The organism is Roseateles sp. Mitsp63 (assembly GCF_059491535.1).
On sequence record NZ_CP168509.1, the window covers coordinates 5,922,953 to 5,934,822 of the forward strand.

Below are 11,870 nucleotides of genomic sequence, written 5' to 3' on the forward strand. Positions count from 1 at the left end.
CGCGATGGCCGCGATCGCCATCGCCGGCGCGGGGCTCGCCGGGCGGCTGCTCGCCTGGGCGCTCGGGCGCGCCGGGCATCGCGTCGAGGTCTTCGACGCGTCGCCGGGTCCGGAGCCCGCCTTCGACGCGCACGGCGCCGCCGCGTTCAGCGCGGCCGGCATGCTGAGCCCGCTCGCGGAGCAGGAACAGGGCGGCGCCGCGATCGCCGCGCTGGGATGGCGCTCGCTGGCGCTGTGGCCCGGCATCGTGGCCGCGCTGCCGCGGCCCGTGCCGCTGCAGTCGAACGGGAGCCTGCTGCTGGCGCATCGCGCCGACCTGGGCGCCGCGCAGCGCGCGCTGATGCGCATGCCGGGCGCGGAGCCCCTCGATGCCCAGGCCCTGCGCGCGCACGAGCCGATGCTCGCGCCGGGTCTGCGCGGCTGGCTGCTGCCGCGCGAAGGCCTGATCGCACCGCCCGCCGCGATGGCCGCGTTGCACGCCGGCGCGGCCGAGGCGCGCTGGCACTGGGCGCGGCCGGTCGACCAGGTGCTGCCGGGCGAGCTCCATTTCGCCGATGGCGCGCGGTGGCGCGGCGAGTGGGCGATCGATGCGCGCGGCCTCGGCGCGCGGCCGCCGCTGCCGCTGCGCGGCGTACGGGGCGAGATCGTCACGCTGTCGCTGCCTGGCCACGGCTTGCGTCGTCCCGCGCGGCTGCTGCATCCGCGCCATCGCGTCTACCTCGTTCCGCGGTCCGGCGAGGACATCGTCGTCGGCGCCAGCGAGATCGAGAGCGAGGACCGCAGTCCCATGTCGCTGCGCTCGGCGGTCGAGCTGATGGCCGCGGCGCAGAGCGTGCTGCCGGCGCTGTCCGAGGCGCGCATCCTGCGCCTGGATCGCCACCTGCGCCCGGCCCTGCCCGACAACCTGCCCTTCACCCATCACGAACCCGGCCTGCTGCGGCTCAATGGCCTGTACCGCCACGGCTGGCTGCTGGCGCCCGCGCTGGTCGAGCGGCTGCTCGGCGAGGCCGGACTGGCCGATCTGGTCGCGCTCACCGGCGAGCGCGCCCGCGTCATCGATTCCCTGGAGACCTCCCCATGACCGCCCTGCCCCCGATCACCGTGCGGCTCGACGACCGCGCCGTGGCGCTGCCCGCCGGCGCCACGCTCGCGCAACTGCTGGAACAGGAGCGGCGTGAGCCGGCCGCCGTCGCGACGGCGCTCAATGGCCGCTTCGTGCCCCGCGACGCGCGTCCCGCGACGGCGCTGAGCGACGGTGACGTCGTGCTGTTCTTCCAACCGATCGTCGGGGGCTGAGATGACGCATGGATCCGATCCGCTGCTGATCGACGGCGTCGCGCTCGACAGCCGCTTCTTCCTGGGCACGGCCGGCTATCCGAGCCCGGCGGTGCTGTGCGACGCGATCCGCGCGTCGTCATCGCAGGTGCTGACGGTCGGCCTGAAGCGCACGCTGCAGGCCGGCGACAACGGCGCGCTCGCGCAGGCGCTGGCCGCCGGGCGCGGGCAGGGCGCGCGGCTGCTGCCCAACACGGCGGGCTGCCGCAGCGCCCGCGAGGCGGTGCAGCTCGCCCACATGGCGCGCGAGCTTTACGGCACCGCGTGGATCAAGCTCGAGGTCATCGGCGATGACCACACGCTGCAGCCCGATCCCTTCGAGCTCGTCGCTGCCGCGACCGAGCTGGCGCGCGAGGGCTTCGTCGTCTTCCCGTACTGCACCGAGGACCTGATCCTCGGCCGCCGGCTGCTCGACGCGGGCTGCCCGCTGCTGATGCCCTGGGGCGCGCCGATCGGCTCCGGCCAGGGCCTGCTGAACCTGCATGGCCTGCGCACGCTGCGCGAGCGGCTGCCGGATACGGTGCTGGTCATCGACGCGGGACTGGGCGCGCCCTCGCAGGCGGCGCGGGCGATGGAGCTGGGCTTCGACGCGGTGCTGCTGAACAGCGCGGTCGCGCAGGCGGCCGATCCGGTCGCGATGGCCGGCGCGTTCCGCGGCGCGGTGCGCGCGGGGCGGCAGGCCTTCCGCGCCGGCCTGATGGCGGCGCAGTCGTTCGCCGTCGCCAGCACGCCGGTCAGCGGCCACGCCTTCCTGCTGGGGGACGCATGAGCGAGCGCGAGAACCGCCGGGAATCCTCGGCAGGCGGCGCGCTGCCCTCCCCTTTGGTGCCGCATCCCAGCCTGCCGTCGCCGTGGGCGCCGGCGGTCGATCCGGATGCCGCGACGCTGAGGCCCTGGACCGACGATCCCGAGCCGCCGGTGATCTGGAGCGTCGCCGGGACCGACAGCGGCGGCGGCGCCGGCCTGAGCGCCGACACGCGCGCCGCCGCGGCGATGGGCGTGCACCTGTGCCCGGTGGTCGCGGCGGTCACGGCCCAGCACTCGCTGGGGGTGAGCGCGGTGTTCCCGTTGCCGGCGCACCAGGTGCGCGCGCAGCTGAGCGCGCTGCGCCAGGACATGCCGCCCCGGGTCGTGAAGACCGGCCTGCTGGCGAGCGCCGCCACGGTCGACGCGCTGCTCGCGCAGCGGGGCGAGGCGCTGCTCGTGGTCGATCCGGTGCTGGGCGCGAGCGCCGGCGGCGCCGCGTTCTGCGACGACACGCTGCTCGGCGCCTATCGCCATCAACTGATCCCTCAAGCCGCGCTGATCACGCCGAACCGGCGCGAGGCCGAGCGGCTGCTCGGCGTGCCGGCCGGCCAGCTGCCGGTGCCGGAACTGGCCGCGATGCTGCGCGGGCTGGGCGCGCGGGCCGTGGTGATCACCGGCGGCGATGACGCCGCACTGGCCGACGGCCTGTCGCTCGACTGGCTCGACAGCCCGCTGGCGGCGGGATGGATCGCGCTGCCGCGGCTGTCCGGCCGCGACGGCGCGCCAGCGCATCACCACGGCAGCGGCTGCACCTTCGCGACGGCCGCGGCGGCGGCGATGGCGCGCGGCTTCGCCATCCCGGACGCCGTGATCCTGGCGAAGATGCTGACCTGGTCGGCGCTGCGCGATGGACACGCGGCGGGCGCGGGGCCGGGACCGCTGCGGCCGGACCGCCGCTTCGTCGAAGACCCGCGCGCGATGCCGGTGATGGGCTTCGACGACGAGACGGCGCCCGGGCGCGCGACGCTGACGCGCTGGCGCGAGATGCTGTGGCCGTCGGCGCGGCGCCCGGCGCCTTTCGCGACGGGGCTGTACGCGATCACCGAGCGGCCGGAGCGCATCGCGGCGATCGCGGTCGGCGGTCAGTTCGAGCATCTGCAGCTGAGGATCAAGCGCGGACCGGACGTCGATGAAGAGACGCTGCGGGCCGCGATCCGCGAGGCGGTGCGGGACATGGCGGGACGCTCGTCGACGCTGTGGATCAACGATCACTGGCGCCTGGCGCTCGATGAAGGGGCGCGGGCGCTGCACCTCGGGCAGGAGGACTGGGCGGCGCTGGGGAGCGCGGGGCGCGATGAGTTGCAGCAGCGGCGCGCGCGCCACGGCGTGCGGCTGGGCCTCTCGAGCCACAGCCTGTGGGAGCTGTGCCGGGCGCGCGGCGTGGCGCCGGACTACATCGCCTGCGGCCCGCTGTGGTCCACGACGACGAAGGACATGCCCTGGCTGCCGCAGGGGCTGGCGCAACTGCGCTGGTGGTCGCGGATGGCGGGCACGCCGGTGGTGGGCATCGGCGGCGTGCTCGAGGACCGCCAATGGCGCGCCGGCCTCGCCGCGGGCGCGTCCGCGATGTGCCTGGTGCGCGCGGCGGAGGAGATGGTGGCGAATGGGCGCCTGCGATGACGATGGTTGCGCTGGCTCGCGGCCGTTGACTCCAGCCTGTCAGCCTGACGCTTTCTCCCCCTTTGTGAGGGAGACGGACTCCCTCCTCAACCCCACCTTCCGTGCGATTTCCCCGCGATGGCACACGCTTGAACATCGGGGCTCGCTCGATGCACGCCGTGCGATCACCCGTCGACCGCCTCCAATGGTCGTCCGGCGTTGCAACGGTTGTACAACTTTGTTTTACATCCGAGACCGCCAGCATAAGATCGAACCTTGTTCGTCGCTGGAGGTTGCGGTCATGGAAGTGGTGTTGAAGAAAATGGGAAACAGTACCGCCTTGATCGTCCCGCCGCCCGTGCTGCGAGACCTGGGACTGGCCGCGGGCCATACGCTGACCCTCGAAACGACGGCGGACCGCCGCATCGTCCTGACGCCCAAGCGAAAGTACACGCTCGCGGCACTGATCGCCCAGTGTGATCTCGCGGCGCCCCCGCCCGCCGACATCGTCGACTGGGACGCCATGAAGCCGGAAGGCGGTGAGGCATGGTGAAGAAGGTCTTCGATCGCGGCGACATCGTCGCCGTGCCTTTCGATCCAGCGTTGGGGCATGAACAGCGGGGTGACCGTCCAGCACTCGTTCTCACCTCGAAGGAGTTCAACCAGCTCGGCGATGTGCTGGTGGCGCCCATCACACAAGGGGGAGACTTTTCGCGCTTCGCCGGCTTTGCCGTTTCGCTGACCGGATCGGGATGCCGGACTCAGGGCGCGGCACTTGTCAACAAGATCCGGATGCTGGACCTTGGCGCACGCAAGGCGCGACGCATTGAGCAGGCTCCGAAGGAAGTGCTCGACGACGCGCTGGCCCGACTGGCAGCGCTGCTGAACTGATTCAAGGACTGGGGCGCACAGACCCCCTCATGCGATGGGCATCCGCTCCTTCCACTGCTGAATAATGGCCCGATCCCGCACCCGACGACCGCCGGCCCATCCGGCGGCCATCGGTGCAACTCCTGAACCTTGACGCGTCCCCGCGGGCTCATCCTGCGAGGATCAACAGGAACAGCGACCGCCGTGGCCACGCCTCAGTACCTGACGCCGGTTCCCGACTGGCAGGAGCATGAGAAGCCCAGCATGCCGGGCTCGCCCTCCATGCCCTGGCACCCGCCATGGCGGCGCGCCGCCTATGCGCTCGTGGCCGTGCTCGTGGGCATCACCGGCGCGCTCGGCAACGGCCTGGTCTCCGCCAACCTGCCCGTCCTGCAAGGCCAGCTTGGCCTCACGCCGTCCGAAGGCGCGTGGATCTCCGCCGCCTACGTGATGGTCAACGTCACCGCCAACCTGCTCGTCTTCAAGTGCCGGCAGCAGTTCGGCATGCGCTGGTTCGCGGAAGTCGGCCTCGGCGTCTATGCCGTGCTCACGCTGCTGCACCTGGCCGTCGGCAGCTTCGCCACCACGCTCATCGTCCGCGCCGCCAGCGGCCTGGCCGGCGCCGCCTGCTCCACGCTGTGCCTGCTCTACATGCTGCAGAGCATGCCCCGCACCCACACCGGCAAGATGATGGTGATCGGCGTCGGCATCGGCCAGCTCGCCGCGCCGCTCGCCTGGGTCGTGTCGCCCGCGCTGCTCGACCAGGGCGGCGGCTCCTGGCACAACCTCTACCTGTTCGAAGCGGGCCTGGCGCTGTGCAGCTTCGCCGCCGTCGTCGTCCTCAAGCTGCCGCCCGGCGTGCAGATCAAGGTCTTCGAGCCGCTGGACTTCCTGACCTTCCTCCTGATGGCCCCCGCCGTCGCGATGATCTGCGCCGTGCTGGTGCAGGGCTACCTGCACTGGTGGTTCGACGCGCGCTGGCTCGGCTGGCTGCTGATCGGCGCGCTGCTCCTGATCCTGGCCGCCGTCTTCGTCGAGCACCACCGCGTCAATCCGCTGCTGCAGACCCGCTGGTTCGCCAACGGCGCGACGCTGCGCTTCGTCATCGGCGGCATGATCCTGCGCTTCCTGACCGCCGAGCAGTCGGTCGGCGCCGTCAGCTTCCTGCGCGCGCAGGGCATGGGCCCCGACCAGCTCCAGCCGCTCTTCGCGGTCGTGCTCGCCGGCATGGTGATCGGCATCCTGGCCTGCTCGCTGAGCTTCACGCCGAAGACGATGGTCCCGCAGATCCTCCTGTCCATCGCGCTCTTCGCGATCGCCGGCTTGATGGACCACCATCGCACCAGCCTGGACCGGCCGCAGGATTTCTATCTCAGCCAGTTCCTGCTGTCCGTCGGCGCCGGCATGTTCATGGGCCCGCTGATGCTGATCGGCATCGGCCAGGCGCTGAAGAACGGCCCCGCCTACATGGTCACCTTCTCGGTGATGTTCTCGGTCACGCAGACGATGGGCGGCCTGGTCGGCTCCGCCGTGCTGAACACCTACCAGCTCCACCGCGAGCACGAGTTCTCCGCCTCGCTGGTCGCGGCGATGGACCGCACCGACCCGAGGGTGGCGGCGCGGCTGGCGCAGCAGTCCGCCGCGCTCGGCACCGTCATCGGCGATCCGGTGCTGCGTTCGGCCCAGGGCGCGGCGCAGCTCGCGGCCGTCGCCCGGCGCGAGTCCAACGTCCGCGCCTACAACGACGTCTTCATGTTCAGCGCCGTCACCGCGATCGGCTTCCTGCTGTGGCTGCTCGCGCTGTTCGGCCGCACGGCGCTGAGCAAGCGGCTCGCCGAGCGCCGCGCGGCCCTCCCGTCCACCCCGGCCCAGCCCCCGCCCGCACGACCATGAGCAACGCGCCGACTCCTCCCGACCTGGCTCCCTCCGCCGCGAGCACGGCGGGCGCCGACCTGCCGCTGCCCGCCGATGGCGAAGGCGCGGCCAAGGCTGCGACCAGCCCCTTGCCGCCCCCGGCGCCGACCCCATCGCCGGCGCCCCCGCTCGCGCCGCCGCCGCCCAAGTACCTGAAGGCCTCGGCGACGGCGATCGTCGCGATGGCCGTGGTCGCGCTGGTCGGCGTGACGCTGGTGATGCGGGCGTGGGAGCTCGGCCCCTTCGACACCAGCAATGAGACCACCGACAACGCCTATGTCCGCGGCGCGGTGACGGTGCTGTCGCCGCAGGTCAACGGCTACGTCGTCGAGGTGCTGGTCAAGGACTTCGAGCAGGTGAAAGCCGGTCAGCCGCTGGTGCGCATCGACGACCGCCTCTATGCCGCCTCGGTCGCGCAGGCCGAGGCGCAGCGCGCCAACGCCGCGGCGCAGTTCGACAACTTCGATCAGACCCAGGCGCAGAACCAGGCCACGCTGGCGGCCTCGCACGCGACGCTCGCCTCCGCGCAGGGCGAGCTGGCGCGTTCGAACGCGGAGCTGGCGCGGGTCGAGGACCTCGCCGGCCGAGGCTCGGTGTCGCTGAACGAGCGCGACCGCGTGCGCGCCAGCAACCGGCTCGCCGCCGCCAACGTCGAGAAGGCCCGCGCCGACATCCGCATCGGCGAGGAACGCATCAAGGCCACGCGCGTCAGCCGCGGCGGCCTGCAAGCGCAGGTGCAGGCGGCGGACGCGCAGCTCGCGACCGCGCGCATCAACCTGTCCAACACCGTCATCCGCGCGCCGGCGGACGGTCAGGTCAGCGAGGTCTCGGTGCGGCTGGGCCAGTACGTCAGCGCGGGATCGCAGCTGCTCTTCCTGGTACCCCGGCAGTTCTGGATCGTCGCGAACTTCAAGGAGACGCAGACCGGCCGCATGCAGGTCGGGCAGCCGGCGAGCCTGCGCGCCGACGCGCTCAAGGGCGTGCGCTTCAGCGGCCACGTGCAGCAGATCGCGCCGGCGACCGGCTCGGAGTTCGCGGTGCTCAAGGCCGACAACGCGACCGGCAACTTCACCAAGGTCGTGCAGCGGCTGCCGGTGCGGATCGCGCTGGACGCCGACCAGGCGGGCTCCGAGCGCCTGAGGCCGGGGATGTCAGTCGTGGTGACGGTGGAGACCTCGGCGTCGGGAGCGTCGCGATGAAACGGGCGATGAGACGTTCGATGAGACGCGCGATCACGGCGTTCATCACCGCCGCGCTGGCCGCGGGCTGCGCGCCGGCCTTGCGCGCGCCGCCAGAGACTGCGCGCCTGGAGCTGCCCGGCGCCTGGCGCGAGCAGCCCGTGTCGACCGGGTCCTCCGCTGCCGCGCCCGTGCCGGCCGCATCGGCCACGGCGGCACTGCAGGCGGGGTGGTGGCGCGACTTCGGCGATCCGGTGCTCGACGACCTGGTCCAGCGCGCGCTCGCGCACAACAACGACCTGCTGCTGGCCGGCGCGCGGCTTGAAGAGGCCCGCGCGGCGCTGGCCGCCGGCCGCGCCGCCGAAGGGCCGCAGCTCAATGCGGCGCTCGCGCTGCAGGGGTCGCGGACGCTGCAGCCGACCGGCATCTCGGAATCGCACATCGTGCAGCCGCAGCTGACGGCCTCGTGGGAAGCGGACCTGTGGGACCGCCTCGGCGCGCTGACGCGGGCGGCGCGGCTGCGCGTCGGGGCCAGCGAGGCCGATCGTGACGGCGCCGCGCTCAGCATCGCGACGGCCACGGTGCAGACCTACATCGGGCTGCTGGCGGCGGAATCGCAGCTCGCGCTGTCCAAGCGCACGCTGGACTCGCGCGCCGAGGCACTGCGGCTCGCGCAGGATCAGGCGCGCACCGGCTACATCTCGCAGCTGCAGCTGACGCAGGCACAGGCCGAGTACGCCTCGGTCGCGCAGCAGGTGCCGCCGCTGGAGCTCGCCATCCGGCGTCAGGAGAACGCCCTGGCGCAGCTCACCGGCCAGCCGCCGGGCGACATGCCGCGCGGACGGCCCTTCGAGGAACTGGACCTGCCGTTGCCGCCGGTGGTGCTCCCGTCGGCGCTGCTGGAACGCCGCCCCGACCTCGCGCAGGCCGCGCTGACGCTGGCGGCGAGCGACGCGACGCTGGCCTCGCGCCGCGCGGCCTTCCTGCCGCAGATCCAGTTCAGCGCGTCGGCTGGCAGGCTCTACGTGGCGGCGCTCGACTACGACCCGATCCGCATCTGGAGCGTCGGCGGCAGCGTGCTGGCGCCGCTGTTCGACTCGGGCCGGTTGCGGGCGCAGTTCGACACCGCGGCCGCGCAGCGCGACCAGGCGGCCTATGCCTATCGCGGCCGCGTGCTCTCGGCGCTCACCGAGGTCGAGAACGCGCTCGCCGGCATCGAACGCATCGACCGGCAGCGGCGCTTCTCCGAGGAGCGCCGCGAGGTGCTGGCGCGCTCGCTGCGATACGCCCACGACCGCTACGAGGCGGGCTACGCCGGCTATCTCGAGGAACTCGACGCGCAGCGCAACCTCTTCGCGCAGGACAACGATCTGATCCGCATCCGGCAGAGCGAGCTGGAGAACCGGCTGGCGCTGGTGCGGGCGCTGGGCGGGGGCTGGCAACGGCCCGACGCGCCCCGCTGAAACGCGAAGAGATCCCTGCGGACCTCCTCGCTCTCACCATGTCACGGCCAGCGGGCCGTGATCACGATCACTTCTTGACGATCTTCGCCGGCCGCTTCGCGCCGCTCGCATCGGCCGGCGCGACAGCGCCCTTCACCGCCGCCTGCGCCAGCTTGAAGAACACGTCGGTGTTGTCGATCACGCCGGTGAACGCCAGCGCACCCGGACCGAAGGCCGACAGCGGCACGTCCGTCGCCGTGTGCACCGCCTGCTCCCCGGGCACCTGACCGGTGACCAGGAACTCCCCTTGCGCGTCATCGCGCTCCGCGGCGTTCGCCGGATACCACTTCAGCGGCTCGCCCTTGGCCATCGGCTGCTGCGAATCGCGCAGCGGCGTCTGGTTGGTGCGCCAGTCCTCATACCGGTCCGCGTTCGCGCCGTAGCCCACCAGCAGCCGGTAATCGATGTCGGTCGCTTCCGGATAGCCGTCCGCGGCGACGCGATAGCGCGGGAAGCCCGCCTTCTCGTACACGCCCACGACCTTGTCGCGCAGGTTGGCCGCGCCCTTCTTGGCCGCCGCGTCGCGCAGCGCCTGGTCCGTCAGCATCGAGCCGCCGATCAGCGCCGCGCCCGAGCACTCGTGGTCCGCCGTCACGATGACCAGCGTGTCGCCGTTCTCGCGCGCGAAGTCCTGCGCCACCTGCACCGCGCGATCGAACTCGATCGTGTCGAGCATCCAGCGCTCGCTGTCCATGTTGTGCGCCTGCTTGTCGATCGACGCGCCTTCGATCATCAGCACGAAGCCCTTGGGCTGCTTCTTCAGCGTCGCGATCGCGGCCTTGGCCATCTCGTCGAGCATCGGCTGGTCGGGGAAGCCGTAGTCGTCCACGACACCGCCGCCGGCCAGTCCCTGCTTCACGCCGCGCCGGCCATCGATCTTGTCCAGCGCCACGTTCATGTTGGAGAACGCGAACAGGCCCAGCAGCCTGTCGGCGCCCGCGCCGGCCGTGGCCGCGTCGAGCTCGGTCTTCGTCGGCGCGTAGCGGTAGCCGGCGGCCTGGAACTCCTTGATCAGGTCACGGTCCTTGTCCTTCGCGCCCGGCGCGGCGCCCCAGCGCTTGACGATCTCCGCAGTGTGCGCGTCGGTCGGCGAGAAGGCGTAGTCGCTGCCGTCGGCGCGCTCGGAGCCGGGCGTGCCCGCCGGCAGGAACCACTTGCGACCGCCACCCAGCAGCACCGTCAGGCCGGTGCGCGAGCGGTCGTCGAAGAACTGGTCGACGATGCCGGTGCCCGCGCCGCGGTTGCTGGTGTGGACGGCGTTGCCGGCCGGCGTGGCGTCGAACACGTCGGCCGTGGTCACGATGCCCAGCGCCTTGCCCTGCGTGCGATGCAGGTACTCGGACAGGTATTCGATGCGCGGGTTGTCGAAGGCGTCGACGGTGTCGTCGGGGAACACGCCCTCTTCATTGTTGTTGTTCTTGTTGCCGGAGACGTAGGAGGTCATGCCCGGCGACGAGTCGGTGACGATCGAGTTCAGCGACGAGGTCTTGACCAAGCCCGTGGCCGGGAAGCTGTCCATCGCCAGCGGCTGGATGACCTTGCCCTGCGCATAGCCGCCCTTGACGATGCGCGCGGCGGTGCGCTGCGCCGCGCCCATGCCATCGCCCAGCAGGATGATGATGTTCTTGACCTTCGGGCCGATCGCCGCGGCGAACGGGATCACGTCGAAGTTGCCGGTCGCGCTGACCTTCTGGCCGTCGGATTGCGTGGCCTCGACGCTGAACTCGTGGCGGCCGGCCTTCTCGAGGCTCATCGCCCGCACGGTCGCGATCGCCGTCTCGGCGCTGACGCCCTTGACGCAGCCCGAGGCGCAGTCGCGCATCGCGACCGTCGCGTCCACCGGCTTGCCGTCGACCAGGAAGCGCGCGGCGGTGATGCGCTGGCCGGCGTCCGGCTTGATCGTCGCCTGCAGGTCGAAGCGCTGGCCGGGCAGGAAGCGCGCGATCACGGGCTCGGGCTGGCCGCTGGAGAACAGCTCGCTGGGCGGCGTCAGCCGCGTCACGGCCGGCGCGGCCAGCGCGGAGCCGGTGGCGGCCAGCGCCATCAGCGCGCAGGCGCCGGCGATCAGGGAAGGCAGGTGCTTCATCGGGGAAGTCTCTTGGAGTGGGAATCGGAGGGGAGCGGCAAGGCCGCGGCGGCCTCGGCCGCCAGCGCGCCGGGCGGCAGCTGCAGGCGGATCCAGGACACGCGGCCGGTCTCGTCTTCGGCGCGGCCGATCGACAGCGTGCCGGTCAGGACCACGAGGCCATCGCGGTGCGCGACCAGGCGCTCCCGCTGCGCCGGATCGAGCAGCACGGTGACGGTGGCGGCGGGCAGGTCGTCGGCCTCGCCGTCGGCGTGCTCGCTCATGCGGACCGGGCGCGGCGTCAGCCAGAAGCGGCCCGGCCTGGCCTGCTCCTGCGCGACCATGTAGCCGGCCAGGCGCACGGGGCGGCCGTCCGCGGCCCGAAGGGTGTCGGACAGTTCCAGGCCCGCGGGGCCGATCGGCGACTTGAAGAACTGGGAGAACTTGAGGTCCATCGGCGCGGCGGCGGCCGAGGACGGTTCGGCCGAGGGACTGGCCAACGCGGCCAGCGGCACGGCCCAGGCCGCGCAGAGGACCGTGATCGCGAGGGTGGCACGCCGGGCAAGCCGCGTACCTGTGGTGAGTTCGACGCACATAGGG

The 11,870-nt window shown here is 72.4% G+C and carries 11 protein-coding genes; 9 read left to right on the plus strand and 2 right to left on the minus strand.

Annotation, left to right across the window (positions count from 1 at the left end):
* The first annotated feature begins 4 nt into the window (after nucleotides 1-4).
* The 9 genes from ACEN96_RS25665 to ACEN96_RS25705 all read left to right on the plus strand — a co-directional run bounded on the left by ACEN96_RS25665 (nucleotide 5) and on the right by ACEN96_RS25705 (nucleotide 9,166).
* On the plus strand, nucleotides 5-1,081 hold the full coding sequence (locus ACEN96_RS25665) for an FAD-dependent oxidoreductase (protein ID WP_495585844.1): 1,077 nt from the start codon (nucleotides 5-7) through the stop codon (nucleotides 1,079-1,081).
* On the plus strand, nucleotides 1,078-1,296 hold the full coding sequence (thiS, locus tag ACEN96_RS25670) for a sulfur carrier protein ThiS (RefSeq protein ID WP_279757699.1): 219 nt from the start codon (nucleotides 1,078-1,080) through the stop codon (nucleotides 1,294-1,296). The genes ACEN96_RS25665 and thiS overlap by 4 nt, the downstream gene beginning before the upstream one ends.
* 1 nt (nucleotide 1,297) lies before the next feature.
* Nucleotides 1,298-2,104, plus strand: a complete 807-nt coding sequence (locus ACEN96_RS25675) for a thiazole synthase (RefSeq protein WP_495585845.1) — start codon at nucleotides 1,298-1,300, stop codon at nucleotides 2,102-2,104.
* Nucleotides 2,101-3,762: a bifunctional hydroxymethylpyrimidine kinase/phosphomethylpyrimidine kinase gene (locus ACEN96_RS25680; RefSeq protein WP_495585846.1), complete on the plus strand. Its 1,662-nt coding sequence runs from the start codon at nucleotides 2,101-2,103 to the stop codon at nucleotides 3,760-3,762. The genes ACEN96_RS25675 and ACEN96_RS25680 overlap by 4 nt, the downstream gene beginning before the upstream one ends.
* Before the next feature lie 280 nt (nucleotides 3,763-4,042).
* Nucleotides 4,043-4,294 (plus strand): AbrB/MazE/SpoVT family DNA-binding domain-containing protein, encoded by a 252-nt coding sequence (locus ACEN96_RS25685; RefSeq protein ID WP_495585847.1) that lies wholly within the window; start codon nucleotides 4,043-4,045, stop codon nucleotides 4,292-4,294.
* Nucleotides 4,288-4,632 (plus strand): type II toxin-antitoxin system ChpB family toxin, encoded by a 345-nt coding sequence (locus ACEN96_RS25690; protein ID WP_495585848.1) that lies wholly within the window; start codon nucleotides 4,288-4,290, stop codon nucleotides 4,630-4,632. Before ACEN96_RS25685 ends, ACEN96_RS25690 begins: the two co-directional genes overlap by 7 nt.
* A gap of 183 nt (nucleotides 4,633-4,815) precedes the next feature.
* Entirely contained in the window at nucleotides 4,816-6,504 is a 1,689-nt protein-coding gene (locus ACEN96_RS25695) for an MFS transporter (protein WP_495585849.1), read from the plus strand.
* A complete protein-coding gene (locus ACEN96_RS25700; protein WP_495585850.1) occupies nucleotides 6,501-7,724 on the plus strand; it encodes an HlyD family secretion protein in 1,224 nt (407 codons plus the stop codon). The genes ACEN96_RS25695 and ACEN96_RS25700 overlap by 4 nt, the downstream gene beginning before the upstream one ends.
* A gap of 20 nt (nucleotides 7,725-7,744) precedes the next feature.
* Nucleotides 7,745-9,166 (plus strand): efflux transporter outer membrane subunit, encoded by a 1,422-nt coding sequence (locus ACEN96_RS25705; RefSeq protein WP_495585851.1) that lies wholly within the window; start codon nucleotides 7,745-7,747, stop codon nucleotides 9,164-9,166.
* 67 nt (nucleotides 9,167-9,233) lie between these two features.
* On the opposite strand, the gene ACEN96_RS25710 is transcribed toward ACEN96_RS25705, so the two are convergent.
* Complete coding sequence (locus tag ACEN96_RS25710; protein ID WP_495585852.1) at nucleotides 9,234-11,291, minus strand: alkaline phosphatase; 2,058 nt, start codon at nucleotides 11,289-11,291, stop codon at nucleotides 9,234-9,236.
* A complete protein-coding gene (locus tag ACEN96_RS25715; RefSeq protein WP_495585853.1) occupies nucleotides 11,288-11,866 on the minus strand; it encodes a hypothetical protein in 579 nt (192 codons plus the stop codon). Before ACEN96_RS25715 ends, ACEN96_RS25710 begins: the two co-directional genes overlap by 4 nt.
* Nucleotides 11,867-11,870: the final 4 nt, after the last annotated feature.